This window comes from Pseudomonas sp. YQ_5 (genome assembly GCF_043103305.1).
GTDB classification, from domain to species: Bacteria; Pseudomonadota; Gammaproteobacteria; order Pseudomonadales; family Pseudomonadaceae; genus Aquipseudomonas; species Aquipseudomonas putida_Y.
The window spans coordinates 137,101-161,563 of the sequence record NZ_JBICJS010000042.1 but is presented as its reverse complement, the minus strand read 5'-3'; the positions used below and the strand labels follow the sequence as shown (position 1 = coordinate 161,563).

The following is a 24,463-nucleotide window of genomic DNA, read 5'->3' as shown; positions in this document are numbered from 1 at the left end:
GTCGCATCCCACAAATCATTTGTGCGCAAGCAAGGAGCCAGCATGGCGTTGATGCGTCCGCTGTCGGTCGTCTGTCTGGGGTTGTTGTACATGCTCACCGGCTGTAGCAAGGAAGAGGTTCCCGAGACACTGCCTCGGGTGGGTGTGCAGCAGGTACAACCCACCGATTTCGCTGCCAGGGTCACCCTGACCGGCGACGTACAGGCGCGGGTGCAGACAGATTTGTCATTCCGCGTTGGCGGCAAGATCATTTCGCGTAGCGTCGACGTGGGCGATCACGTCAAGGCCAACCAGGTGCTGGCACGGCTGGACCCGAAAGACCTGCAGAACAATGTCGACTCGGCCAAGGCCGAAGTGTTCGCCGCGCAGGCGCGGGTCACCCAGACCAGCGCGGCCTTCGTGCGCCAGCAGAAACTGCTGCCCAAGGGCTACACCAGCCAGAGCGAATACGATGCTGCTGAAGCCGCGCTGCGCAGCAACCAGAGCGCACTCAAGGCCGCCCAGGCGCAACTGGCCAATGCCAACGAGCAACTCAGCTACACCGCACTGGTCTCCGAGGCCGCCGGGGTAATCACCGAGCGCCAGGCCGAGGTTGGCCAAGTGGTGCAGGCGACCATGCCGATCTTCAGCCTGGCCGTCGATGGCGACCGCGATGCGGTGTTCAACGTCTACGAGTCGCTGCTGGTGGCGCCGCCCAGCGATGCCGGGGTAGTCGTGAGCCTGCTGGACGATCCCAAGGTCCAGGCCCGTGGCTTCGTGCGCGAAATCACCCCCACCGTGTCCGCGCAAAGCGGCACCGTGCAGGTCAAGGTGGGGCTCAAGGACGTGCCGCCCGAGATGCAGTTGGGGGCACCGGTTACCGCCACTACCAATGCCCAGGGCCGGCCCAGCGTCGAGTTGCCATGGTCGGCGCTGACCAAGGCCCTGCATGAGCCTGCCGTGTGGGTGGTGGGCGAGGGCGACAAGGTGGAACTGCGCAAAGTCGAAATCCGCCGTTACCTCACCGGCAAGATCGTGGTCGCCAGCGGCCTGAAAGGCGGCGAGACCGTAGTGGTCAACGGCGGCCAGTTGCTGCACCCCGGCATGCAGGTACAGAAGGTCGACGCCAAGAGCCCAGGGGGTGAGCTATGAAGCGTCTGTTGCTGATGCTCTCGGCCGGTGTGCTGCTGGCGGGTTGTAGTAGTGAAGAAGAGGCACCAGAGCCGATTCGGCCAGTGCTGTCGGTCAAGGTCGAACCTCAGGTGCAGTCGCAGCTGGGCCGTTTCGCCGGCAGTATCCAGGCGCGCTTCGAAAGCACCTTGGGCTTCCGGGTTTCCGGGCGCATTGCCCGGCGCTGGCTGGACGTCGGGGCCCGGGTGAAACCGGGCGACACCTTGGCCACCCTGGACCCGACCGACCAGCAGAACCAGTTGCGCGCTGCCGAAGGCGATCTGGCCAAGGTGCAGGCACAGTGGATCAACGCCCAGGCCGATGCCCGTCGTCAGCAGCAGTTGTATGACCGTGGGGTTGGTGCCCAGGCACAGCTGGATATCGCCCAGACCAACCTGAAAACCACCAGCGCAGCGTTGGAGCAGGCCCGTTCCGCCGTCAGTCAGGCACGTGATCAGCTCGACTACAGCACCCTGCGTTCCGACCACGCTGCCGTGATTACCGCGTGGCAGGCCGAAGCCGGGCAAACTGTAACCGCTGGTCAAGCCGTGGTGACCCTGGCCCGGCCGGACGTGAAGGAAGCGGTCATCGACCTGCCGATCGATCTGGCCGAGCAGTTGAGCAAAGACCTGACCTTCACTGTTGCCTCGCAACTGGACCCGACCATCAACACCACAGCGAGCCTGCGCGAACTGGAGCCTCAGGCTGATGCCACCACCCGTACCCGCCGTGCTCGCCTGACCCTGGCCAGCACACCGGCGGCCTTCCACCTCGGCACCTCCATCAGTGTGACCCTTAGCTCGGAAGTGTCCCCGCGCAGCGAACTGCCCCTGAGTGCCTTGCTTGAGCGTGACGGCAAGACCCAGGTATGGGTGATCGATACGCAGCACAAGACCGTGGCCACCCGTGACGTGGCGCTGATCGACCGCACCGCTGACAGCATCGTACTGGGCTCCGGCGTGCAGCCTGGTGAACGCGTGGTCACAGCCGGCGTCAACAGCCTCAAGCCTGGCCAGAAGGTCACCTTCGACGAGGATGCGCAATGAAAGGAAGCTTCAACCTGTCCGACTGGGCACTCAAGCATCAATCGTTCGTCTGGTACCTGATGTTCGTTAGCCTGTTGATGGGGATTTTTTCCTACTTCAACCTGGGCCGAGAGGAAGACCCGTCGTTCACTATCAAGACCATGGTCATCCAGACCCGCTGGCCCGGTGCGACCCAGGACGAAACCCTGTACCAGGTTACTGACCGCATCGAGAAGAAGCTCGAGGAACTCGACTCGCTCGACTACACCAAAAGCTACACCCGCCCCGGCGAGTCCACGGTCTACGTGTACCTTCGCGACACCACCAAGGCCAAGGACATTCCGGATATCTGGTATCAGGTGCGCAAGAAGATCCAGGATATTCGTGGCGAATTTCCCGCTGGTATTCAGGGGCCGGGCTTCAACGACGAATTCGGTGATGTATTCGGCTCGATCTATGCCTTTACCGCTGACGGCCTGACCCTGCGCCAACTGCGGGACTACGTGGAACAGGCGCGGGCCGAGGTCCGCGATGTACCCAACATCGGCAAGATCGAGCTGGTCGGCACCCAGGACGAAGTGCTGTACCTGAACTTCTCCACCCGCAAGCTGGCAGCCCTGGGCATTGATCAGCGCCAGGTGATGCAGGCACTTCAAGCACAGAATGCGGTGACGCCGGCCGGCATGATCGAGGCCGGCCCGGAGCGCATCTCGGTGCGTACGTCCGGGCAGTTTGCCTCGGAAAAAGACCTGCAATCCGTCAACTTGAGGATCAACGACCGCTTCTTCCGCCTGGCTGATATCGCCGACATCGAGCGCGGCTACGTCGACCCGCCTTCGCCAATGTTCCGTTACAACGGCCAGACAGCCATTGGCCTCGCCATCGGCATGAAGGCCGGCGGCAACATCCAGGTGTTCGGTGCAGCGTTGAAAAAGCGCATGGACCAGGTGGTCCAGGACCTGCCGGTGGGTGTCGGGGTACACACCGTTTCTGACCAGGCCGTGGTGGTCAAGCAGGCGGTCGGCGGTTTCACCAGCGCGCTGTTCGAGGCGGTGGTGATCGTGCTGGCTGTGAGCTTTGTCAGTCTTGGCGTGCGCGCCGGGCTGGTGGTGGCCTGCTCGATCCCGCTGGTGCTGGCCATGGTGTTCGTGTTCATGGAGTACAGCGGCATCACCATGCAGCGGATTTCGCTGGGGGCGCTGATCATTGCGCTTGGCCTGCTGGTGGACGATGCGATGATTACTGTGGAGGTGATGGTCACGCGGCTGGAAATGGGCGAAAGCAAGGAGCAGGCGGCGACGTTCGCCTACACCTCCACAGCCTTCCCCATGCTTACCGGCACCTTGGTGACCGTGGCCGGGTTCGTGCCTATCGGCCTCAACGCCAGCTCTGCGGGTGAATACACGTTCACCCTGTTCGCGGTGATCGCCGTGGCCCTGATCGTGTCGTGGGTGGTGGCGGTTTTCTTCGCGCCGGTGCTTGGGGTGCATATTCTCAAAAGCGACAAGATCAAGGCCCACGAAGCTGAGCCTGGCCGGGTCGGGCGGGCATTTGAAGGCGGGTTGCTGTGGTGCATGCGCAACCGCTGGTTGACCATCATCGGCACCGTGGTGCTGTTCGCCCTGTCGATCTTCTGCATGCGTTTTGTGCAGAACCAGTTCTTCCCGTCCTCGGACCGCCCGGAAATTCTCGTCGACCTCAACCTGCCGCAGAACGCTTCGATCGAGGAGACGCGTAAGGTGGTCGACCGCTTCGAGGCGCGGATCAAGGACGACCCGGACCTGGTGCACTGGAGCACCTACATTGGCCAAGGCGCGATCCGCTTCTACCTGCCCCTCGACCAGCAGTTGCAGAACCCGTACTACGCGCAGCTGGTGATCGTCAGCAAGGGCTTCGAAGAGCGTCAGGCCTTGATGGACCGCCTGCAGAAGATCCTGCATGAAGAATTCGTCGGCGTCGGCACCAACGTGCAATCGCTGGAGATGGGCCCGCCAGTGGGCCGGCCGATCCAGTACCGGGTCAGCGGTGCCGACATCGACCAGGTACGCAAACACGCCATCGAGCTGGCCACCTTGCTCGACCAGAACGAGCACATCGGCGAGATGATCTACGACTGGAACGAGCCGGGTAAGGTGCTGCGCGTGGAAATTGCCCAGGACAAGGCACGCCAGCTGGGCCTGTCGTCCGAAGATGTTGCCAATGTGATGAACAGCATCGTCAGTGGCGTGCAGATCACCCAGGTCAACGACAACATCTACCTGGTCGATGTGGTCGCCCGCGCCGAAGACAGCGAGCGTGGCTCGCCTGATACCCTGCAGAACCTGCAAATTCTTACCCCTAACGGCACGTCGATCCCGTTGCTTTCGTTCGCCACCGTGCGCTACGAACTGGAACAGCCGCTGGTATGGCGCCGCGACCGCAAGCCGACCATTACCATCAAGGCCTCGGTCAATGGCGACATTCAGCCCACTGACCTGGTGGCCCAGCTGAAGCCAAAAATTGACGAGTTCGCCAGCAAGCTGCCGGTCGGTTACGAAGTGGCCACGGGTGGTACGGTTGAAGAAAGCAGCAAGGCCCAGGGGCCGATCGCCAAGGTCATCCCACTGATGCTGTTCCTCATGGCGACCTTCCTGATGATCCAGCTGCACAGCGTGCAGAAGCTGTTTCTGGTGGTCAGCGTGGCGCCGCTGGGGTTGATCGGCGTGGTGCTGGCGCTGGTGCCCACGGGGACGCCGATGGGCTTCGTGGCGATCCTCGGCATCCTTGCGCTGGCTGGCATCATTATTCGTAACTCAGTGATTCTGGTGACCCAGATAGACGAGTTCGAAGCCCATGGCCTGTCGCCGTGGGATGCGGTGGTGGAGGCCACCAACCACCGGCGCCGGCCAATCCTGCTGACGGCGGCGGCGGCGAGCCTGGGCATGATCCCGATTGCCCGCGAGGTGTTCTGGGGCCCCATGGCCTACGCCATGATTGGCGGGATCATCGTGGCCACCTTGCTGACGCTGCTGTTCCTGCCGGCGCTGTACGTGGCCTGGTACAAGATTCGCGAGCCTGAAAACAGTACCAAAACCCAGCGCTGAACCCTGTGGGAGCGGGCGTGCCCGCGAATGCGATGGTGGATTCACTGCCGCATTCGCGGGCACGCCCGCTTCCACAGAGGTATTTTGTCGCCTGCAAAATCGTGATCTGATTTTGGTTATATAAAAATGCTTAAACAGTATTTTTAAGAATAACCGCGCCTCACTACTATTGCCCTCAAGCCAGGCGCAAATCCCCTTCAAACCTCTGCCCGGCGCCCTCACTCCAAGGAGAACGAGCATGAGTGCATCTCTGCGTAGCATCGACGGCCAGGACGAAGCCACCCTCTTGCGTGAAATCCAGAGTGCCTTGCGCGGCCTGCGTTTCGGTGCGGTGGAGATCACCGTGCACAACGCTCAGGTCGTACAGATCGAGCGCAAGGAGAAGTTCCGCCTGCAACAGCCCGGCAACAAGCCCGGCTGATCGGCGCCACAACATCCAAAACTGGAAAAATGCCAATCGGGAGCTTCACCATGTCCATCCGCCGTTATGCGCTCGCCGCCCTGGCCAGTGCTGTTTTTGCCGGTTCCGCCATCGCCAAGGACTACGAACTGCTCAACGTGTCCTACGACCCGACCCGTGAGCTTTACCAGCAGTACAACGCCGAGTTCATCAAGCACTGGCAACAGGCCCACCCGGGCGACAAGGTGAAAATCCAGCAATCCCATGGGGGGTCGGGCAAGCAGGCCCGTGCGGTGATCGACGGTCTGCGCGCCGACGTGGTGACCCTGGCCCTGGCCGGTGACATCGACGAAGTGGCCAAGCTTGGCAAGACCCTGCCCGAGAACTGGCAGACCCGCCTGCCTGACGCCAGCACCCCATACACCTCGACCATCGTGTTCCTGGTGCGCAAGGGCAACCCGAAAGGCATCAAGGACTGGGGCGACCTGATCAAGAAGGATGTGTCGGTCATCACCCCGAACCCGAAAACCTCTGGCGGTGCCCGCTGGAACTTCCTCGCGGCGTGGGCCTACGGCCTGAAGGCCGGCGGTAGCGAAGAGAAGGCCAAGGCGTATGTGCAGGAGCTGTTCAAGCACGTCCCGGTGCTGGATACCGGCGCCCGTGGTTCGACCATCACCTTCGTCAACAACGGCCAGGGCGACGTGTTGCTGGCCTGGGAAAACGAGGCCTTCCTGGCCCTGAAGGAAGACGGTGGTGCCGACAAGTTCGACATTGTCGTGCCGTCGCTGTCGATCCTGGCCGAGCCGCCAGTGGCCGTGGTCGACAAGAACGCCGAGAAGAAGGGCAATACCGAGATTGCCACCGAATACCTCAAGCACCTGTACAGCCCGGCCGGGCAGAAGATTGCCGCCGAGAACTTCTACCGCCCGCGTGACGAGAAAGTCGCTGCGGAGTTCGGCAAGCAGTTCCCGAAACTGGACCTGGTGACCATCGACAAGGACTTTGGTGGGTGGAAGGCTGCACAACCGAAATTCTTCAATGACGGCGGTGTGTTCGACCAGATCTATCAGGCACAGTAAGGGCCCCAAGATTCAGAAGCCTGCACTGGCCCGGAAACTCTCCGGGCCAAGTGCGTTCAACCAGGGATATTTATGTCACGTCGCATCTCCCCCGTCATACCCGGCTTCGGGCTGACGCTGGGCTACACCTTGGTGTACCTCAGCCTGATCGTGCTGATACCGCTGGCGGCCATGTTCATCCATGCCTCGCAGCTGACCTTCGAGCAGTTCTGGAACATCATCAGTGCGCCGCGGGTGATCGCCGCGCTCAAGCTGAGTTTCGGCACCGCCCTGTTCGCCGCCATCATCAACGGTGTGATCGGTACCCTGCTGGCCTGGGTGCTGGTGCGCTACACCTTCCCCGGGCGCAAGGTCATCGATGCCATGATCGACCTGCCGTTCGCCTTGCCCACCGCTGTTGCCGGTATCGCCCTGACTGCCCTGTACGCGCCGCAGGGCTGGGTCGGCCAGTTCGCCACCGACCTGGGCTTCAAGATCGCCTACACCCCGCTGGGCATCACTCTGGCACTGACCTTCGTGACCCTGCCGTTCGTGGTGCGCACGGTGCAGCCGGTACTGGCCGACATCCCGCGTGAAGTGGAAGAGGCTGCAGCCTGCCTGGGGGCCAAGCCATTGCAGGTGTTCCGCCACATCCTGGCGCCGGCCCTGCTGCCGGCATGGCTCACCGGCTTCGCCCTGGCCTTCGCCCGTGGCGTAGGCGAGTATGGTTCGGTGATCTTCATTGCCGGCAACATGCCGATGAAGACCGAGATCCTGCCGCTGTTGATCATGGTCAAACTCGACCAGTACGACTATACCGGCGCGACCGCCATCGGCGTGCTGATGCTGGTGGTTTCCTTCATCCTCCTGCTGCTGATCAACCTGCTGCAGCGCCGCATCGAAACCCCTTGAAGGAGGCCGGCATGTCCAGTTCATCCCTGAGTGCAAGTGCCGCAGCCAACGCCGCCCGCCGTGGCAGTGCCACAGCGCGGCGTATCCTGATCGGCCTTGGCTGGCTGGTGTTCACCCTGTTCCTGCTGCTGCCGCTGGTGATCGTGGTATCCCAGGCGCTGAAAAACGGTTTTGGCACCTTCTTCGAGGCGATTTTCGAACCCGATGCGTTGTCGGCGCTGAAGTTGACCCTGCTCGCCGTGGCTATCTCGGTGCCGCTGAACCTGGTATTTGGCGTAAGCGCTGCATGGTGCGTGAGCAAGTACACCTTCCGTGGCAAGAGCATCCTGGTCACCCTGATCGACCTGCCGTTCTCGGTGTCGCCCGTGATCGCCGGCTTGGTCTACGTGCTGATGTTCGGCGCGCAAGGCCTGTTCGGTCCGTGGCTGCAGGACCACGATATCCAGATCGTGTTCGCCCTGCCTGGCATTGTCCTGGCGACCATTTTCGTTACCGTACCGTTCGTGGCCCGTGAGCTGATCCCGCTGATGCAGGAGCAGGGCACGCAAGAGGAGGAGGCTGCACGGCTGCTCGGTGCCAACGGCTGGCAGATGTTCTGGCACGTCACCCTGCCGAACATCAAATGGGGCCTGATTTACGGCGTGGTGCTGTGTACCGCGAGGGCCATGGGCGAGTTTGGCGCGGTGTCGGTGGTGTCGGGCCACATCCGTGGCGTGACCAACACCTTGCCGCTGCATGTGGAGATTCTCTACAACGAGTACAACCACGTCGCGGCCTTCAGCGTGGCCAGCCTGTTGCTGATCCTGGCGCTCTTCATCCTGCTGCTCAAGCAGTGGAGCGAGAACCGTATTAACCGCCTGCGCCACAGCGCCGCGGAGGAATGATTCATGTCGATCGAAGTTCGTAACGTCAGCAAGCGCTTCAACAGCTTCCAGGCCCTGAACACTATCAACCTGGACATCAACAGCGGCGAGCTGGTGGCCTTGCTCGGCCCGTCCGGCTGCGGCAAGACTACCCTGCTGCGCATCATTGCCGGCCTGGAAACCCCGGACCAGGGCAACATCGTGTTCCATGGCGAGGACGTTTCCGGCCATGACGTGCGTGACCGTAACGTCGGGTTCGTGTTCCAGCACTACGCGCTGTTCCGCCACATGAGCGTGTTCGACAACGTTGCCTTCGGCCTGCGCATGAAGCCCAAGGGCGAGCGCCCGAGCGAGAGCAAGATTGCCGAGAAGGTGCATGAGCTGCTGAACATGGTGCAACTGGACTGGCTGTCCGATCGCTACCCTGAGCAGCTTTCCGGTGGCCAGCGTCAGCGTATCGCCCTGGCCCGGGCCCTGGCGGTGGAGCCGAAGGTGCTGCTGCTGGACGAGCCATTCGGTGCGCTGGATGCCAAGGTGCGCAAGGAGTTGCGTCGCTGGCTGGCGCGGCTGCACGAGGATATCAACCTGACGTCGGTGTTCGTTACCCACGACCAGGAAGAAGCCATGGAAGTAGCCGACCGCATCGTGGTGATGAACAAGGGCGTGATCGAGCAGATCGGCTCGCCGGGCGAGGTGTACGATCAGCCGGCCAATGATTTCGTCTACCACTTCCTCGGTGACTCCAACCGCCTAGCCTTGAGCGAAGGGCATCACGTGCTGTTCCGCCCGCACGAGGTATCGCTGTCGCGGCATGAGACCGAAGGGCACCACGCGGCCGAGGTGCGCGACATTCGGCCGTTGGGCGCGACCACGCGGGTGACCTTGAAGGTGGAAGGGCAGAGCGAGCTGATCGAGGCCGAGGTGGTGAAAGACCATGACAGCCTGACCGGGCTGGCGCGGGGGGAAACGTTGTTCTTCCGTCCGAAGGTTTGGCAGAAGGTAGCGGATATCTGAGTCGCATAAGGTTAAGAGAACCCGGGCATGGTCCCGGGTTTTTCTTACCTGAAAGGTGACGGGGCGGTTATGCAGCCCTTACGAGAGAGCGACCGCCGCCCGTTGTTTATGCAATTAAGGAATTAATAAATATATTCTTATTCCTTTGCGAATATATCGCCCACCCTATACTTGTCTCCAAGCACGCAAACTTACTGGAGGCGTCCCCATGCGCAATGACTCGATTCGCTACCTGATTGTGCCGGGCTGGCAAGGGTCGCCAGACAACCATTGGCAAAGTCACTGGCAGCGCACCCTGCCCAACAGTGCCCGGGTCGAACAGGACGACTGGCTCACCCCGCAGCGGCAGGACTGGGTGCACGCGCTGGAGCAGGCGATTGCCGCCGAGCGCTCGCCGGTGATCCTGATTGCCCACAGCCTTGGTTGCATCACTGTCGCCCATTGGGCAGCGCAGGCAAGCCCGGCCTTGCTGCGGCAGGTGCGTGGTGCACTGCTGGTGGCGCCGGCAGATGTCGAACGGCCCACCTGCGCGCCAGTGCTGCGCAACTTTGCGCCGATCCCTACCGAGGTGCTGCCGTTCCCCAGCCAGGTCGTCAGTTCGGACAACGACCCGGCCGTGAGCGTGCCGAGGGTGCTGTACCTGGCCCAGGCATGGAACGCCGAAGCAGGGTTGCTGAGCAATGCCGGGCACATCAACGTCAAGTCCGGTCATGAGCGTTGGGAACAAGGCTTCGCCTACCTGTATCGCTTGCAGAGCCGGATCGAGCAGCGCGCACTGCGCCGCGCCTGATCGCCCTCACTTTTCACCCTTTGCCTGACGCCTGGCCATCACGGGCCTGGGGCGGGAGTTCGTCATGACGTTTCAAAACCCGTTCGGCCAGCCGCTGCTGACCTTCCCCGAGCTGGACAAGAGCCCGCTGAGCATTCGTGCCAAGGCGCTGGTGTTCATCGACCCGCGCTCGCAGCAGCTGCGCGAGGACCTTGAGCGCCTGGCGCCGCAACCTTTGCCGGTGCTGATCCGAGGCGAGACCGGCACCGGCAAGGAGCTGCTGGCTCGGCAGATCCACCGTGCCAGCGACCGTGGAGGGTTGTTCGTGTCGGTCAACTGCGCGGCCATCAGCCCCACCTATGCCGATGCCGAGCTGTTTGGCTATAGCGCTGGCACTCATGGCGGTACAGCCAGCAGCCGCGCCGGCTGGTTCGGTTCGGCCAGCGGCGGCACCTTGTACCTGGACGAGATTGCCGACTTGCCGCTGGCCATCCAGGACAAGCTGCTGGCGGCCCTGGAAAACCGCGAGGTCACTCGGGTGGGTGCGCAGCAGCCACAGCCGGTTGACGTGCGTCTGGTCGCCGCCACCAGCATCGACCTGGCCCGTGCGGTACGTGCAGGGCGCTTCAACGAGCGCCTGTACCAGTATCTGCGCGAGGGCGCGCTGGAACTGCCGCCGCTGCGCGAGCGGCCGGGCGATATCCTGCCGCTGGCCGAGTACTTCGTGGGCATCTACAGCGTGCGCCTGCAACGGCCACTGCCCTTGGTGAGCGAGGCGGCGCAGCGGGTGCTGGAGGCGCATTTCTGGCCGGGCAATACCCGCGAACTGGAGAACGTCATCCACTTTGCCTTGCTGGTCAATGACGGCGAAGAGATCCTGCCAGAGGATCTCGAACTGCCTGACCCCGCGCGTTAGACATCGCTCATGGGTAAAGAGGCTGATGGCATTGTGTTTTTGGAATAAGCAGCTAAATAAAAGATATTGTTGCGGAATAAAAAATTTGGGTATCGTCCGCCTCAAGCCCACTGGTGAACCGGTTGGGCACCCGATTTGCCATCGTCGATGGCCCAGATTCAGAACAAGGACCACCATGAAGAAGACCCTGCTGACCACTGCCCTGGCTGCTGCCCTGTCGTTCTCCGGCCTGGCCGCTGCTGCCGAGAAACTGGTGGTTGCCGCTACCCCGGTACCGCACGCCGAAATTCTTGAACTGATCAAGCCGACCCTGGCAAAAGAAGGCGTGGACCTTCAGATCAAGGTCTTCACCGATTACGTACAGCCGAACGTGCAGGTGGACCAGAAGCGTCTGGATGCCAACTACTTCCAGACTCTGCCGTACCTGCAGAACTTCAACGAAGGCAAGGGCACCCACCTGGAAACCGTGGTGGGTGTACACGTAGAGCCCTTCGGTGGCTACTCGAAGAAGGTCAAGGCCCTGAGCGAGCTGAAAGAAGGCGCAACCGTTGCCATCCCTAACGAGGGCAGCAACAGCGGCCGCGCCTTGCTGCTGCTGCAGAAGGCCGGCCTGATTACCCTGAAAGACCCGAAGAATGCCCTGGCCACCCCCAAGGACATCGCCGAGAACCCGAAGAAGCTGAAGTTCCGCGAGCTTGAGTCGGCGATGCTGCCCCGTGTGCTGGACCAGGTCGACCTGGACATGATCAACACCAACTACGCCCTGGAAGCTGGCCTGAACCCGGCTAAAGATGCACTGGTGATCGAAGGTTCCGATTCGCCCTACGTGAACTTCCTGGTGGCCCGCCCGGACAACAAGGACAGTGAGGCCATCCAGAAACTGGCCAAGGCCCTGACCAGCCCGGAAGTCAAGGCATTCATTGCCAAGAAGTACCAAGGTGCGGTGCTGCCGGCGTTCTGATGCGCTTGCTTCACCTTGCATGACCCGACGCCGACACCTTTGTGTCGGCGTTTTCATTGCTGGGATCTCTGAAAGCTGGCGCGATCCCTGTGGGAGCGGGTTTACCCGCGAAGAATCCAACGCGGTGCATGGCACCGGCTGCGCCGGTGTTCGCGGCTAAATCCCCACAGTGCTCGCGCAAACTTTTGGGTTTTGAGCAAGGCAGCCCCTTACGGCCCTGGCACCAATCGCAAGGTACTCTGCGCCGGTATTATCCCCATCTGTGCCTTCTGATACTGCCCCTGCACATACCCTTCGGCCTGGTCCGCGTAATGTCGGTCGAACGGCACGCCACTCTGCCCGACCGGGTTGATGGTCAGCGCCTGCCCGGCATCGGCAAAGTCGACCAGCCGCCGCGTCGACGGCCCATAGGTCACCGGCCATGGCGCAGAGCTGATCTTCGCCGAGAGGTTGTTCGGCACTTCATGGGTACCGGGTGCGGCGAATGGCCCAACGTTGAACAGCAGGTTCAGCGGTTTTTTCACCCCAAGCGGATGGTTGTGGGTCAGGGTATGGGCCTTGCCCCATTGCCAGCTGGCCGTATCGCTGCCCAGTGTGTCACGCAGATGCTTCAGGCTTTTCTGCCAGGCCATGCGCACGACGGCGGTACGGTCGGTACGCTGGCTGCCGCCACGGGTGTTCCACCAGGGTGAATCGGCTTGCGCTGCCAGGCGTGGCAAGGCGGCGTCGATCACGCGGGTGCTGATCAGCACCGGGAACCAGGTATCGCCCAGCTCGTCATGCAGGGCCGCGAATGCCAGTTCATAGAGGAACTGGTTGAACAGCGTGGCGCTGGTCGAATCGAGCGGGTAGTCCCCAGCCCAAGCTGCCAGTTGCTCGACCAGCTCTTTCTCTTCGTCACCTTCGGCCACTGCACGCAGGGTTGCCAGAAGCGGGGCAAGGGTACGCGGGCCATAGTCACTGGCGGTGTCCAGTTGCAATGCCTGGCTGTTTTGGGTATCCCATTTCACCTCTGGGTTGGCCAGGTGACGATCAAGCTGGCGGCCACGGTCGGGCAGGTTGTAGTAACCCGGTATCGGCACCGCCGCCGGTGGCTGGTAGTTGGCCGAGACGATATAGCCGCGGGCCGGGTTCTCCTGCTGCGGGTTGATGCTGAAGGGGTAGAAACCGAGCTTGTCGGCCTGCGCGCTGGCCCCGTCGAGGATGAACGCCGGGTCGACGCCGTCGGGGCGGATTGGCAGCTTTGCCGCTGCCCACCAACCGATATCGCCACGGGCATTGGCCCAGACAAAATTGAGCCCGGGCGCGTGAACCTTGGCGGCGGCCTCGCGCATCTTGCCCAGGGTGTCGGCGCGGTTGAGCTGGTAGAAGCCGTCGAGGATCGGGTTTTCAGTTTCCAGAAATGCCCACCACATGGCGATTGGCGTGGTGCCGGAGGTATTACCCAGCACGTTGTTGACGATCGGGCCGTGGGGCGAGCGGCGCAGGCTGATGGTGACCGGCTGCTCGCCTTTGACGGCAATCTTCTGTTCGGTCGTTTCCAGTGTGTGCCACTGGCCATCGACCATCACCTGATCGGCGTTGGCGGGGTTGGTCTTTTCGGCGACCAGGTCAACGTCATCGTTCTGGAACATGGTCAGGCTCCAGCCAAAGTCACGGTTGTGGCCGAGCAGGGCGAACGGGTTGAGTGCCTGGAAATAGCCGTAGAGGTTGAGGCCGGGCGCTGACAGCTCGGCCTCGTACCACACTGCAGGTACGGCAAAGCTGATGTGCGGGTCGCCAGCCAGCAACGGCTTGCCACTGCGGGTGCGGCTACCCGCGACCGCCCAGGCGTTGCTGCCTTCGAACTGCGGGATGCCGGCGTCGCCCAGCGCCTCATGGCTTAAGCGCGCAAGTGCTTCCAGGCTTTGCCAGTCGGCGGCGGCCAGTGGCGTGCCCAGCGCGCCCTCGGGTTGCCAGCCAAGATCGAATATTTTCAGGTAGTCAGGCCCAAGCTGGTCGCGGATGTAGGTCAGAGCAGGCTCGGTGCGGAACGCGGCGGCAAAACTGTAGGCCAGGTAGCCGGCGATGCTCAGCGTGTCCTCGGCGGTGAACGGGCGCGGGGGGATGCCGAGCAGGTCGAATTCCGTGGGTTTGGGGTGGCTGGCCTGCCAACTGTTGACCCCATCGAGGTAGGCTTGCAGGGCCTGCCATGCCGGCGCCTGCGGATCCTGCCGCTTGGCCATCAGCGCGGCTTGCTCGCGTATGCGCAGGCTGCGGAACAGGGTATCGGTGGGCAGCAGCTTGTCGCCGAGCACTTCAGCCAGTTCGCCCCGGGCCAGGCGGCGCAGGATCTCCATCTGGAACAGCCGGTCCTGGGCATGCACGTAGCCCAGTGCACGGTAAAGGTCCGGCTCGCTCTGTGCCTGCAGGTGTGGCACGCCGCGGGCGTCGTAGCGCACGCTGACCGGGGCTTGCAGACCGGCAACGGCGACCTCGCCCTCGCGCTGCGGCAGCTTGCCCTGCACGTACCAGTAACCGGCGCCAGCGGCCACGGTGACTACCACCGCCAGCAGGGTCAGGCTGCGCTTCATTCAGACTCCTTGTGCATTCAAACGGAAAATGTGGTCCGATCATCGGCGGATTCGCGAACAGAGCATAGCCCCAGGAAGGAGTTTCCATGTCCCTCAGCGAAAAACACAAAATGCTCACCGGTCAGCTCTACCACGCTGGCTGCCCTGAACTGCAGGCCGAGCAGATCGCCAACAAGCACTGGATGCATCGCTACAACAACAGTGTCGAACTGCTCAACGACGCACGCCACGGGCTGCTTGTGGAACACTTTGGCCAGGTTGGCGAAGGCGCGGTGATTCGCCCGCCGTTCTATTGCGACTATGGCTACAACATCAGCGTTGGCCGCAATACCTTCATGAACTTCAACTGCGTGATCCTCGACGTGGTGCCGGTGCGTATCGGCGACGACTGCCAGATCGGCCCCAACGTGCAGATCTACACCGCCGACCATCCGCTCGATCCTGAAGTGCGGCGCAGCGGGCTGGAGAGTGGGCGGCCGGTGACCATCGGCGACAACGTGTGGATCGGCGGTGCGGCGATCATCCTGCCAGGGGTGAGCATCGGTGATAACGCCATCGTCGGCGCCGGCAGTGTGGTGACCCGGGATGTGCCTGCGGGCGCGACGGTGGTGGGTAACCCGGCGAGGGTCCGTCAGCCCGACCAAGGGCAGTAGCAGCCCACCGCCAGGGTATTGGAGGCGCTGACCTGACGGCCGTCGAGCAAAGCCTTGAGGATTGGCTCGATGAAGCTGTTGCTGGCGTTGCACACGGCGCCTTCGCTGTACGGGCCAAAGTAAGCCAGGCGGCCTTGCCGGTCCCAGATGGCCACGGCAGGAGAGGCAGGCAGCTGCTCGCTGCCGGGCAGGTGGGTGATGGGGTGCAAGCTGCCGATATTGGCCGGTAGCTGGCCGTGGCTGCCGGGCTTTTGCAGCACATGGAAGGTAACGTCGTGGCCTGCGAACTGGCTGATAAGGTCGCCCAGGTGCTGCTGGTTGCCGACGTTGCATGGGCAGGCCGGGTCCCAGAAATGCACCACGCGGATCGGACCAGCACCGGCCAGCTCGGCAGGTAGCTGTAATTGGCTGCCGTCGAACAGCGTGGCCTGGTTGCCGAACGGGCGCAGGTAGCGAGCCTGAAAGGCGCTGTAGGCCTGCCAGAGGATTACGGCGCCGAGCAACAAGGCGGTTGCCGTGCACAGCGGTTTGATGATTCGGCTATTCATGAAGAGTCGGTGGCCCTTTCGCGACACAAGGCCGCTCCCGCAATTGGATCGATGCTGGTTGTTCGAGGTGAGCAAGCTTGCCATGGCGCCGGCCAGAGCTGAAGATTCCAGATCAATACTTGCTCGATGTGGATGTACCCCGATGCCCCCTGCCTTTCACCCTGACCGCCTGCGCTCCAGCCTGGCGCCGTTGACTGCTCGCCAGCCGCTGTCGGCACAAGCGCAGGACTACCAGCGCTTCTATGGCCTGGACCTGTCGGCACACAGCTGGCTGGGCGGCTTCCAGGCGGCGGGGTTCGACCTGGTCGGGCAGGCCTGGCTACCCGAGCAGCCAAGCGCGACGCTGTTTCTGCTGCACGGCTATTACGACCACATGGGCCTGTACCAGCATGTGATTGCGTGGGCACTCAAGCAAGGTTTTGCGGTGATCAGTTGTGACCTGCCCGGCCACGGCCTGTCCAGCGGCGAGCGGGCCAGCATCAATGACTTCGCGGTGTACCAGCAAGTGCTGGAGGCCTTGTTCGAACAGGCGCACACGCTGCAACTGCCGCACCCGTGGCACCTTTGTGGGCAGAGTACGGGAGGGGCGATTGCCGTGGACCATCTGCTGCACCAGGGCGCACGCAGCCCCGTCGATGGCCAGATCATCCTGCTGGCCCCGCTGGTGCGGCCATGTTCCTGGCGCTGGTCGAAGTTCAGTTATTGCGTGCTGCGCCACTTCGTCAATGGCATCGAACGGCGCTTCAGTGAGAACACCAACGACCCGGCCTTCCTGCCGTTCCTGGAGGCCGACCCGCTGCAACCGCGTCGCCTGCCAACGGCCTGGGTGGGCGCACTGATCGCCTGGGTCAAACGCATCGAGGCTGCGCCGCGCAGTGCGCGGCGGCCATTGATCGTGCAGGGGGAGGCGGATGGTACGGTGGACTGGCCCCATAACCTCGAAGTGCTCAAGGCCAAGTTTGCCGAGCCGCAGATACTGATGCTGCCTGAGGCCCGTCACCACCTGGCCAACGAGTTGCCGGGCATCCGTCAGCGCTACTTCGACTTCATCGACCAGCGCCTGGGCTGATCACTTGAGGTCGTTGGTGCTTTGGCCAACCGCCAGGCCGGCGCGCACAGCGGCCAGGGCCGCCTGGTAGTAAGCCTTGCCCTCGGGCGACTCGGCAAAGGTGGCGAACGCTTCCAGCTCGGCATCGGACAGGTCGCGGTAGACGTACAGCAGGGTGTTGTTCAGGTCTTCGCCAATTTGCCCCATCAGCCGCTGGCGCTGGCCATCCAGCAGGCTCTGGGCCTGGCCGCCGCCGAACAGGCCGGGGATCATCGAGCTGAGGCTGTCGGCTGCGACACCGGCGATGGCAAGGCTGACTTCAGCGCCTGCTTCACGCGCAGGCAGGGCTTGGGCCAAGTGGCCGATGACCAGCAGACGATCGTCGCTTGCCTGGATCTTGGGCAGGCCTTTGGCGTTCTTGGCCAGTTCGTCCTTGCGTGTGGCCTTGAGCTCGGCCGCCACCACTTTGCGCCCCAACGGCGACTGGAAGAAGGCCAGGGCCGGTGCCGGGTTGGCCAGGGTGGCACGCAGCTTGGCCTGGGCGCGACGGTCCACTGCCTGGGCCTGGAAGCGCTGGTTGCTGTTGTTGACCAGCGCCTGGTACACGGCAGGAGGCAAACTGTTGCGGTAGCGCTCCTGGGCGGCGGTCAGGGCATCGTTGAAGTGGGCGCGCTGGTCGGGCCAGCCGGCAGCCTTGTACAGTTGATCCAGGTTGTCTGCCCAGACAGGCATGGTACAGATCATCAGCAGAATCAGGGAAAACAGACGGCGCATTCAGGACTCCTGTCGGCAGGGGCCTATTGTCCTTGGCCCGGCGCCGGTTTGTCGAGATATCCGCGTGTTTCTCGGCCAAGTGGCGCTGTGCGGCGACAGGGCGAATGGATATGATGCGCGCCATGCACATCTCCCCTGAATACCCGATGCTTGCGGCCGTCGTCGACGATCTGGCCACCCATGGCTGGTCCCAGCAGGCGCACTTTCTGCCTGCCGACCTGGTACGCGCGCTGGCAGCCGAGTGCCGGCGCCGTGATGCCGAAGGCGAACTCAACCCCGCAGGGGTTGGGCGCGGTGCTACCCAGGAGGTGCGCGAAGCCATTCGCGGTGACCAGATCCAGTGGATCGACCCGGGGCAGGCCGAGGCCTGCGACCAGTACCTGGCGGCCATGGACCAGCTGCGCCTGGCGATCAACCAAGGCCTGTTCCTGGGCCTGGAAGACTTCGAATGCCACTTTGCCCTGTACCCACCGGGGGCGTTCTATCGCCGGCACCTGGACCGCTTTCGCGACGATGACCGGCGTATGGTCTCGGCGGTGCTTTACCTCAATGAAGGCTGGCAACCGCATGACGGTGGCCAGTTGCGCATGTTCCTGGCCAACGGTGTCGAGCACGATGTCGAGCCAGTGGCCGCTTGCCTGGTGGTATTCCTGTCGGGCGAAGTGCCTCACGAAGTATTGCCGGCCGGGCGCGAGCGGCTGTCGTTGACCGGCTGGTTCAGGCGGCGTGGCAATGACCCGTTCTGATATGCCCAAGGTGCTGGTGAGCGCATGCCTGTTGGGGCAGCCAGTACGCTATGACGGCCGGGCCAGCGGCCATCCCGATTTGTTGCAGCAGTGGCAGGCCGAAGGGCGCGTGGTGCCGTTGTGCCCAGAGGTAGCCGGCGGCTTGCCGACACCGCGGCCGCCAGCGGAGATCCCGGGAGGGCAGGGCAGCGCAGTGCTGGATGGCAACACGCAGGTGCTGACGGTGACGGGGGAAGATGTCAGTGCCGAGTTTCTGGCCGGTGCGCAGTTGGCGCTGGAACTGGTGCGCCGGCATGGCATTCGCGTAGCGGTGCTGAAGTCTGGCAGCCCTTCGTGTGGCAACCGGTTGACCTATGATGGCACCTTCAGTGGTGTGAAAGTGGCCGGGGAAGGGGTAACCACGGCGTTGCTGCGGCGGGCGGGGGTGCAGGTGTTCAGCGAGCTGGAACTGGACCAGGCGCAGCGTGCTTTGGGTGATATCTCTGTTTGAACCTGTGCTGGCCCTTTCGCGGGTGAACCCGCTCCTACAGGGGTCGCACTGTACCCAAGGCGGGGTTACCCGCGAAGAGACCGGTACAGGTTGCAAAGAAGACCTTACTGCCCGGCTGCAGTCTCCTGCACACCCTTGAACCACTTCTGCTCAAGTTCGGCAGTCCGGCCACTGTCTTTCAAGCGCTGCAACGCATTGTTTACAGCACTTTCAAAAGCCGGGTTGTCCTTCTGGAACGGGATCACCAGCTTCTTCTCGCCAATCGGCCGGCTCACATCGAGTGGGCCGTCGCCTGTGAGCGACTCACTCGACGGGGTGAGTGCGATGTCGTACTTGCCACTCTCGACACCCGCCAGCACTTCGGCAGCTGGGGCTTCGACGAACTCGGCGCGCAAGTCCAGTTCCTTGGCCAGGGCCTGGCCAAATTCGATGTCGAAACCTGTCAGGTGGTCATCTTGTTTAAAAGCGTACGGCGAGTTGTCGGCCTGTACGGCAATGCGCAGTTCGCCCCGGTCGGCGATTTCGTCGATCAGCTCCGCCTGAGCCAATGGACTGATCAGTACTGCCAGCAGTACCCCTATGGTCGAACGCATGTATGCCCCTTTTCTTTTAGCAGATTGAAAACGATCGCCACGGCTTTCTTCCTCGCCGTGATCGAGCGCAGCCTATGACCTTCAAGCCTTGGCATTGTTTAACCCTGACGGAAATATTTCTGTCAGGCAATGTGAACACCTTGGCGATTATTTCAACTAAGGTGAACTACCGCCGCTTTTGGATTACAGGCTGCGGTCAATAAGTGAATCACAGGAGAAGTGAATGAACAGCCTATTTTCGCGTGCTGCCGTTGCCGGTCTGCTGATGGGAGCGTCGGTGTTCGCCAGTGCCGCAGACGCCCTGAAGAGCCAGGAGCCGCCCAAGGAGGCAAAGGTCTTCATCGTTTCCCCCGCCGATGGTGCCACGGTCGACAAGACCTTCACCGTCAAATTCGGTATCGAGGGTATGGGCCTCAAGCCTGCGGGCGATCAAACCCCGCACACAGGGCACCACCATCTGTTGGTGGATGTCGACAAAGAGCCCGTGGCTGACATGCCACTACCGTCCAGTCTGATGCCAGAGGCCGGCGTCGCGCTGCCGGCGGGTCCGCAAGTGCTGCACTTCGGCAAGGCACAGACCGAAACCAGCATTACCCTGACCCCGGGCAAGCACACCCTGCAACTGATTCTGGGTGACCAGTATCACGTGCCGTTCAAGCCTAGCGTCGAGTCGAAGAAAATCACGGTTGAAGTGAAATAAAAAAAGGGAGGCCTTCATGGCCTCCCTTTTTCATGCTGTTCCGTCCTGAATAAGGTTTACACCTCCCATCCCGAATTTCCGGAGAGTCAGATGGAGCAAGGTGTAAAGCGCACACAGCGAGATTACTCACTGTCTTTTAAATTGGCGGTGGTTGATCAGATTGAAAAAGGCGAGATGACCTACGGCCAGGCCCAGGAACGGTATGGCATCCAGGGCCGGTCGACGGTTCTGGTATGGTTGCGTAAGCACGGTCGGCAGGATTGGAGCCAAGGGGCATCGATCCGAGTCGAGAGGAGCTGCGCGATGTCTGACCCCAAACCGCTCACTCCGGAGCAGCGGATCAAAGAGCTTGAGCAGCAGCTTGAGCTGATGAGCCAGAAGGCCCAGTTCTTCGAGACGGTCGTTGATGTTCTGAAAAATGACTATGGTGTTTCGGTCGTAAAAAAGCGATCCGGCAAGTCCTCTCGCAAGGCCAAGTCGCAGGACTGAGCATTGCCAGGGCTTGTCAGTTTCTAGGCATCAGTCGACAGGCATACTACAAGCGCAACCGAGCCGCTGATGGCAAAGAACGCCAGGCAGACCGGGTGGTTGAGTTTGTACAGCAAGTCCGAATGCGCCAGCCCCGTCTGGGTACCCGCAAGCTGCACTATCTGCTGCATTGCCAACCTGACAGACGATTCCAGGTCGGCCGAGATAGGCTGTTCCAGGTCTTGGGAGAGCACCGTTTGCTCGTACTGCCTAAGCGGGCCTACCACAAGACAACACAAAGCTTTCATCGCTTCTACCGCCATCCCAACTTACTCAAGCCTGGGCCAAGCCAGATTGTTCCGACAAGGCCGGAACACGTCTGGGTGGCCGACATTACTTACCTGCCCGCACGTAACGGTCCGCTATACCTGAGCCTGATAACGGATGCGTACTCCAGGAAAATCGTTGGCCACCACGTCCATGAAAGCCTGCATGCCGAATCGGTGGCGCAAGCTTTCAAGCAGGCATTGCGCAAGCGACGTCATCGCCAGCCATTAGTCCACCATTCGGATCGAGGCATCCAGTACTGCTCGGCGCTATACCAGTCACTGCATCAACGGCACGGCGTTCAGTGCTCCATGACCGATGGGTATGACTGCTACCAGAACGCGCTGGCCGAGCGAATCAACGGAATCCTCAAGATGGAGCTGCTGTTGAGTAGCCCTGCAGATCTGGAGCAAGCGAGGCAGATGGTTGACGAGGCAGTGCAGATCTACAACACAGAACGGCCTCATATGGCCCTGAAAAACAAAACGCCCGATGCTGTGCATCGGGCGTTTTGAGGCCTGTCGGCCTACCTGAACAGGTGTAAACCTATTTCAGGACTAGACATGCTGCTGGACTTAGAACAGGACGCGGGAACGGATGGTGCCCTTGACCTGTTGCAGTTTCTCTTGCGCAAGGTCCGAGTATTCGGCGTCAACGTCGATTACCACGTAACCGACTTTCTCGTTGGTCTGCAGGAACTGACCGGAGATGTTGATACCGTTCTCGGCGAAGACCTTGTTGATCTCGCTGAGCACGCCCGGGATGTTTTCGTGAATGTGCAGCAGACGGTGTTTGCCTGGATGCGCTGGCAGGGCCACTTCCGGGAAGTTGACCGAAGACACCGAAGTACCGTTGTCGCTGTACTTGACCAGTTTCTCGGCCACTTCCAGGCCGATGTTGGCCTGGGCTTCGGCGGTGGAACCACCAATGTGCGGCGTCAGGATCACGTTGTCGAGGCCGCGCAGCGGGCTCTCGAACTCTTCGTCGTTGGAGCGTGGCTCGACCGGGAACACGTCGATGGCGGCGCCGATCAGGTGCTTGTCCTTGATGGCAGCGGCCAGGTGGTCCAGTTCGACAACGGTGCCACGGGCGGCGTTGATCAGGATCGCGCCCTTCTTCATCGAGCGGATTTCCTTCTCGCCGATCATCCACTGGGTGGATGGCAGCTCAGGCACGTGCAGCGAGACGATGTCGGCCAGGCTCAGCAGCTCGTTCAGGCTGGTGACCTGCACGGCGTTGCCCAGTGGCAGCTTGGTCAGCGGGTCGAAGAAGTACACCTGCATGCCCATGTTCTCAGCCAGTACCGAAAGCTGGGTACCAATCGAGCCGTAGCCGACGATGCCCAGTTTCTTGCCGCGGATTTCGAACGAGTTGGCCGCGCTCTTGATCCAGCCGCCACGGTGGCAGGAGGCGTTCTTCTCAGGGATGCCGCGCAGCAGCAGGATGGCTTCGGCCAGTACCAGCTCGGCGACCGAGCGGGTGTTGGAGTATGGCGCGTTGAACACGGCGATACCGCGCTCGCGGGCAGCTTCCAGGTCAACCTGGTTGGTACCGATGCAGAAGCAGCCGACTGCGACCAGTTTCTTGGCGCAGTCGAAGATCTCTTCGGTGAGCTGGGTACGCGAACGGATGCCGATGAAGTGGGCATCGGCGATCTTTTCCTTCAGCTCGGCTTCCGGCAACGAACCAGTGAGGTATTCGATGTTGGTGTAGCCGGCGGCCTTGAGGGTATCGACCGCGTTCTGGTGCACACCTTCAAGAAGAAGGAACCGGATCTTGCTCTTGTCGAGAGAAGTCTTGCTCATCTGCGTAAACCTGTATCCCGGAGATAAAATGGCGAGGGGTGATGCCAGGCGCGAGGGCAGCCTTAGCATGAACAGCGGGAGGGCTATGCTAGCATACGCGACACAATCTGAGCTTATCCCGACAGTTGAAGAGTGCTCAGGGTGACCATGAATAAGTCGAGAGTTCCAGCGATGACCCGCCCCGCTGTTATTGAAGAACTGATGACCCTTGTCGACCCGGGCAAGGTCCTGACTGACCCGGTTTCCCTCGAAGCGTATGGCAAGGACTGGACCAAGCATTACCCGCCCGCGCCCAGCGCCATCGTCTTTCCCAAAACGGTAGAACAGGTGCAAGCCATTGTGCACTGGGCCAATGCGCACCAGGTGGCGCTGGTGCCCTCTGGCGGGCGTACCGGGCTTTCTGCTGGTGCGGTGGCGGCCAATGGTGAGGTTGTGGTCGCCTTCGACTACATGAACCAGATCCTTGGCTTCAATGCCTTCGACCGCACTGTGGTTTGCCAGCCAGGGGTCATCACCCGCCAGTTGCAAACCTTCGCCGAAGAGCAAGGCCTGTATTACCCGGTGGACTTCGCTTCCAGCGGCTCCAGCCAGATTGGCGGCAATATCGGCACCAATGCCGGCGGAATCAAGGTGATCCGCTACGGCATGACCCGCAACTGGGTGGCCGGGCTGAAAGTGGTCACCGGCAAGGGCGAGTTGCTGGAACTGAACAGGGACCTGATCAAGAACGCCACCGGTTACGACCTGCGGCAGCTGTTCATTGGTGCCGAGGGTACGCTGGGCTTCGTGGTCGAGGCCACCATGCGCCTGGACCGCGCACCGCGCAACCTCACCGCCATGGTGCTGGGCACACCGGACTTCGACTCGATCATGCCGGTGCTGCACGCTTTCCAGGGCAAGCTGGACCTGACCGCTTTCGAGTTCTTTTCCGACAAGGGGCTGGCCAAGATCCTTGCGCGCGGCGATGTACCTGCGCCGTTCGCGACTGATTGCCCGTTCTATGCGCTGCTGGAGTTCGAGGCCAGCACTGAAGACGTTGCCAACGAAGCATTGGCTACCTTCGAGCATTGCGTCGAGCAGGGTTGGGTGCTGGATGGGGTGATGAGCCAGAGCGAAACCCAGCTGAAAAACCTGTGGAAGCTGCGCGAGTACCTGTCGGAAACCATCTCGCACTGGACACCGTACAAGAACGACATTTCCGTCACTGTCTCGAAAGTGCCTGCGTTCCTGCGCGATATCGACGCCATCGTCTCAGAACATTATCCGGACTATGAAGTGGTGTGGTACGGCCATATTGGTGACGGCAACCTGCACCTGAACATCCTCAAGCCTGAACATATGAGCAAGGACGACTTCTTCGCTTCGTGTGCCAAGGTCAACAAGTGGGTGTTCGAGATCGTCGAGCGTTACAACGGGTCGATTTCTGCGGAGCATGGCGTAGGCATGACCAAGCGTGACTACCTGGGCTACAGCCGCTCCCCCGAAGAAATCGCCTGCATGAAGGCAATAAAGGCCGTGTTTGACCCTAACGGCATCATGAATCCGGGTAAGATCTTCGCACCTGAATAAAAAGCAGTATCCAGAAGGA

Annotated in this window: 23 protein-coding genes; 18 read left to right on the top strand and 5 right to left on the bottom strand. The window is 61.8% G+C overall.

The genetic code is table 11. The annotated features are described in order from the left end of the window. Window positions 1–42: 42 nt before the first annotated feature. The 11 genes from ACF8EA_RS07645 to ACF8EA_RS07595 all read left to right on the top strand — a co-directional run bounded on the left by ACF8EA_RS07645 (window position 43) and on the right by ACF8EA_RS07595 (window position 12,150). A complete protein-coding gene (locus ACF8EA_RS07645; RefSeq protein WP_021783556.1) occupies window positions 43–1,131 on the top strand; it encodes an efflux RND transporter periplasmic adaptor subunit in 1,089 nt (362 codons plus the stop codon). Further along, entirely contained in the window at window positions 1,128–2,195 is a 1,068-nt protein-coding gene (locus tag ACF8EA_RS07640; protein WP_392521432.1) for an efflux RND transporter periplasmic adaptor subunit, read from the top strand. The genes ACF8EA_RS07645 and ACF8EA_RS07640 overlap by 4 nt, the downstream gene beginning before the upstream one ends. Then, the gene (locus ACF8EA_RS07635; protein WP_021783558.1) at window positions 2,192–5,257 is read left to right on the top strand and encodes an efflux RND transporter permease subunit; all 3,066 of its coding nucleotides are present in this window, start codon (window positions 2,192–2,194) and stop codon (window positions 5,255–5,257) included. The genes ACF8EA_RS07640 and ACF8EA_RS07635 overlap by 4 nt, the downstream gene beginning before the upstream one ends. Window positions 5,258–5,495: 238 nt before the next feature. After that, the gene (oscA, locus tag ACF8EA_RS07630; RefSeq protein ID WP_392460437.1) at window positions 5,496–5,678 is read left to right on the top strand and encodes a sulfur starvation response protein OscA; all 183 of its coding nucleotides are present in this window, start codon (window positions 5,496–5,498) and stop codon (window positions 5,676–5,678) included. A gap of 50 nt (window positions 5,679–5,728) precedes the next feature. Next, complete coding sequence (locus ACF8EA_RS07625; protein WP_021783560.1) at window positions 5,729–6,736, top strand: sulfate ABC transporter substrate-binding protein; 1,008 nt, start codon at window positions 5,729–5,731, stop codon at window positions 6,734–6,736. A 72-nt stretch (window positions 6,737–6,808) separates the two neighbouring features. Further along, window positions 6,809–7,627: a sulfate ABC transporter permease subunit CysT gene (cysT, locus tag ACF8EA_RS07620; RefSeq protein WP_009683704.1), complete on the top strand. Its 819-nt coding sequence runs from the start codon at window positions 6,809–6,811 to the stop codon at window positions 7,625–7,627. Window positions 7,628–7,638: 11 nt separating this feature from the next. After that, window positions 7,639–8,511 carry a sulfate ABC transporter permease subunit CysW gene (gene cysW, locus ACF8EA_RS07615; protein ID WP_103469587.1) on the top strand — a complete coding sequence of 291 codons (873 nt, stop codon included), beginning with the start codon at window positions 7,639–7,641 and terminating at the stop codon, window positions 8,509–8,511. Window positions 8,512–8,514: 3 nt separating this feature from the next. Further along, entirely contained in the window at window positions 8,515–9,504 is a 990-nt protein-coding gene (locus tag ACF8EA_RS07610) for a sulfate/molybdate ABC transporter ATP-binding protein (protein WP_021783562.1), read from the top strand. 208 nt (window positions 9,505–9,712) lie between these two features. Then, the gene (locus ACF8EA_RS07605) at window positions 9,713–10,294 is read left to right on the top strand and encodes an alpha/beta hydrolase (RefSeq protein ID WP_028697551.1); all 582 of its coding nucleotides are present in this window, start codon (window positions 9,713–9,715) and stop codon (window positions 10,292–10,294) included. A 64-nt stretch (window positions 10,295–10,358) separates the two neighbouring features. Then, entirely contained in the window at window positions 10,359–11,189 is an 831-nt protein-coding gene (locus ACF8EA_RS07600; RefSeq protein ID WP_392521430.1) for a sigma 54-interacting transcriptional regulator, read from the top strand. Window positions 11,190–11,364: 175 nt separating this feature from the next. After that, complete coding sequence (locus ACF8EA_RS07595) at window positions 11,365–12,150, top strand: MetQ/NlpA family ABC transporter substrate-binding protein (protein WP_021783565.1); 786 nt, start codon at window positions 11,365–11,367, stop codon at window positions 12,148–12,150. Between the two features lie 209 nt (window positions 12,151–12,359). On the opposite strand, the gene ACF8EA_RS07590 is transcribed toward ACF8EA_RS07595, so the two are convergent. Continuing rightward, window positions 12,360–14,723 carry a penicillin acylase family protein gene (locus ACF8EA_RS07590; protein WP_392521429.1) on the bottom strand — a complete coding sequence of 788 codons (2,364 nt, stop codon included), beginning with the start codon at window positions 14,721–14,723 and terminating at the stop codon, window positions 12,360–12,362. 86 nt (window positions 14,724–14,809) lie between these two features. Between ACF8EA_RS07590 and ACF8EA_RS07585 the strand changes: the two genes are divergently transcribed. Next, window positions 14,810–15,376, top strand: a complete 567-nt coding sequence (locus ACF8EA_RS07585) for a sugar O-acetyltransferase (RefSeq protein ID WP_084850185.1) — start codon at window positions 14,810–14,812, stop codon at window positions 15,374–15,376. Here ACF8EA_RS07585 and ACF8EA_RS07580 read toward each other — a convergent pair. After that, the gene (locus tag ACF8EA_RS07580; RefSeq protein WP_392521427.1) at window positions 15,355–15,924 is read right to left on the bottom strand and encodes a DUF6436 domain-containing protein; all 570 of its coding nucleotides are present in this window, start codon (window positions 15,922–15,924) and stop codon (window positions 15,355–15,357) included. The genes ACF8EA_RS07585 and ACF8EA_RS07580 overlap by 22 nt on opposite strands. Window positions 15,925–16,066: 142 nt before the next feature. Between ACF8EA_RS07580 and ACF8EA_RS07575 the strand changes: the two genes are divergently transcribed. Beyond that, window positions 16,067–16,993 carry an alpha/beta hydrolase gene (locus ACF8EA_RS07575; protein WP_392521426.1) on the top strand — a complete coding sequence of 309 codons (927 nt, stop codon included), beginning with the start codon at window positions 16,067–16,069 and terminating at the stop codon, window positions 16,991–16,993. Here ACF8EA_RS07575 and ACF8EA_RS07570 read toward each other — a convergent pair whose 3' ends face one another. Next, on the bottom strand, window positions 16,994–17,746 hold the full coding sequence (locus ACF8EA_RS07570) for a DUF2059 domain-containing protein (RefSeq protein WP_047603666.1): 753 nt from the start codon (window positions 17,744–17,746) through the stop codon (window positions 16,994–16,996). A 113-nt stretch (window positions 17,747–17,859) separates the two neighbouring features. Between ACF8EA_RS07570 and ACF8EA_RS07565 the strand changes: the two genes are divergently transcribed. Together ACF8EA_RS07565 and ACF8EA_RS07560 are read left to right on the top strand one after the other, a co-directional pair. Beyond that, entirely contained in the window at window positions 17,860–18,492 is a 633-nt protein-coding gene (locus tag ACF8EA_RS07565) for a 2OG-Fe(II) oxygenase (protein ID WP_028697547.1), read from the top strand. Then, a complete protein-coding gene (locus ACF8EA_RS07560; RefSeq protein ID WP_392521424.1) occupies window positions 18,479–18,982 on the top strand; it encodes a DUF523 domain-containing protein in 504 nt (167 codons plus the stop codon). Before ACF8EA_RS07565 ends, ACF8EA_RS07560 begins: the two co-directional genes overlap by 14 nt. Window positions 18,983–19,086: 104 nt before the next feature. On the opposite strand, the gene ACF8EA_RS07555 is transcribed toward ACF8EA_RS07560, so the two are convergent. Next, complete coding sequence (locus ACF8EA_RS07555; protein WP_392521423.1) at window positions 19,087–19,575, bottom strand: transporter substrate-binding domain-containing protein; 489 nt, start codon at window positions 19,573–19,575, stop codon at window positions 19,087–19,089. A 223-nt stretch (window positions 19,576–19,798) separates the two neighbouring features. Here ACF8EA_RS07555 and ACF8EA_RS07550 point away from each other — a divergent pair, with 223 nt between their 5' ends. Together ACF8EA_RS07550 and ACF8EA_RS07545 are read left to right on the top strand one after the other, a co-directional pair. Continuing rightward, window positions 19,799–20,275 carry a DUF4399 domain-containing protein gene (locus tag ACF8EA_RS07550; RefSeq protein WP_392521422.1) on the top strand — a complete coding sequence of 159 codons (477 nt, stop codon included), beginning with the start codon at window positions 19,799–19,801 and terminating at the stop codon, window positions 20,273–20,275. 90 nt (window positions 20,276–20,365) lie between these two features. After that, window positions 20,366–21,585 (top strand): IS3 family transposase gene (locus ACF8EA_RS07545; protein WP_392521420.1). Its coding sequence is split into 2 segments (ribosomal slippage): window positions 20,366–20,714 and window positions 20,714–21,585, totalling 1,221 coding nucleotides; the frame shifts between segments, so codons are not numbered across the junction. A gap of 60 nt (window positions 21,586–21,645) precedes the next feature. Here the strand turns inward: ACF8EA_RS07545 and serA are convergent. Continuing rightward, window positions 21,646–22,875 carry a phosphoglycerate dehydrogenase gene (gene serA, locus ACF8EA_RS07540; RefSeq protein ID WP_020189953.1) on the bottom strand — a complete coding sequence of 410 codons (1,230 nt, stop codon included), beginning with the start codon at window positions 22,873–22,875 and terminating at the stop codon, window positions 21,646–21,648. A gap of 171 nt (window positions 22,876–23,046) precedes the next feature. On the opposite strand from serA, the gene ACF8EA_RS07535 reads away from it, so the two are divergent. Further along, the gene (locus ACF8EA_RS07535) at window positions 23,047–24,444 is read left to right on the top strand and encodes an FAD-binding oxidoreductase (protein ID WP_028697546.1); all 1,398 of its coding nucleotides are present in this window, start codon (window positions 23,047–23,049) and stop codon (window positions 24,442–24,444) included. Window positions 24,445–24,463: the final 19 nt, after the last annotated feature.

Coding starts and splice junctions, on each gene's coding strand:
- ACF8EA_RS07645 (WP_021783556.1), top strand. CDS start 43: ATGGCGTTGATGCGTCCGCTGTCGGTCGTCTGTCTGGGGTTGTTGTAC.
- ACF8EA_RS07640 (WP_392521432.1), top strand. CDS start 1,128: ATGAAGCGTCTGTTGCTGATGCTCTCGGCCGGTGTGCTGCTGGCGGGT.
- ACF8EA_RS07635 (WP_021783558.1), top strand. CDS start 2,192: ATGAAAGGAAGCTTCAACCTGTCCGACTGGGCACTCAAGCATCAATCG.
- oscA (WP_392460437.1), top strand. CDS start 5,496: ATGAGTGCATCTCTGCGTAGCATCGACGGCCAGGACGAAGCCACCCTC.
- ACF8EA_RS07625 (WP_021783560.1), top strand. CDS start 5,729: ATGTCCATCCGCCGTTATGCGCTCGCCGCCCTGGCCAGTGCTGTTTTT.
- cysT (WP_009683704.1), top strand. CDS start 6,809: ATGTCACGTCGCATCTCCCCCGTCATACCCGGCTTCGGGCTGACGCTG.
- cysW (WP_103469587.1), top strand. CDS start 7,639: ATGTCCAGTTCATCCCTGAGTGCAAGTGCCGCAGCCAACGCCGCCCGC.
- ACF8EA_RS07610 (WP_021783562.1), top strand. CDS start 8,515: ATGTCGATCGAAGTTCGTAACGTCAGCAAGCGCTTCAACAGCTTCCAG.
- ACF8EA_RS07605 (WP_028697551.1), top strand. CDS start 9,713: ATGCGCAATGACTCGATTCGCTACCTGATTGTGCCGGGCTGGCAAGGG.
- ACF8EA_RS07600 (WP_392521430.1), top strand. CDS start 10,359: ATGACGTTTCAAAACCCGTTCGGCCAGCCGCTGCTGACCTTCCCCGAG.
- ACF8EA_RS07595 (WP_021783565.1), top strand. CDS start 11,365: ATGAAGAAGACCCTGCTGACCACTGCCCTGGCTGCTGCCCTGTCGTTC.
- ACF8EA_RS07590 (WP_392521429.1), bottom strand. CDS start 14,723: ATGAAGCGCAGCCTGACCCTGCTGGCGGTGGTAGTCACCGTGGCCGCT.
- ACF8EA_RS07585 (WP_084850185.1), top strand. CDS start 14,810: ATGTCCCTCAGCGAAAAACACAAAATGCTCACCGGTCAGCTCTACCAC.
- ACF8EA_RS07580 (WP_392521427.1), bottom strand. CDS start 15,924: ATGAATAGCCGAATCATCAAACCGCTGTGCACGGCAACCGCCTTGTTG.
- ACF8EA_RS07575 (WP_392521426.1), top strand. CDS start 16,067: ATGCCCCCTGCCTTTCACCCTGACCGCCTGCGCTCCAGCCTGGCGCCG.
- ACF8EA_RS07570 (WP_047603666.1), bottom strand. CDS start 17,746: ATGCGCCGTCTGTTTTCCCTGATTCTGCTGATGATCTGTACCATGCCT.
- ACF8EA_RS07565 (WP_028697547.1), top strand. CDS start 17,860: ATGCGCGCCATGCACATCTCCCCTGAATACCCGATGCTTGCGGCCGTC.
- ACF8EA_RS07560 (WP_392521424.1), top strand. CDS start 18,479: ATGACCCGTTCTGATATGCCCAAGGTGCTGGTGAGCGCATGCCTGTTG.
- ACF8EA_RS07555 (WP_392521423.1), bottom strand. CDS start 19,575: ATGCGTTCGACCATAGGGGTACTGCTGGCAGTACTGATCAGTCCATTG.
- ACF8EA_RS07550 (WP_392521422.1), top strand. CDS start 19,799: ATGAACAGCCTATTTTCGCGTGCTGCCGTTGCCGGTCTGCTGATGGGA.
- serA (WP_020189953.1), bottom strand. CDS start 22,875: ATGAGCAAGACTTCTCTCGACAAGAGCAAGATCCGGTTCCTTCTTCTT.
- ACF8EA_RS07535 (WP_028697546.1), top strand. CDS start 23,047: ATGACCCGCCCCGCTGTTATTGAAGAACTGATGACCCTTGTCGACCCG.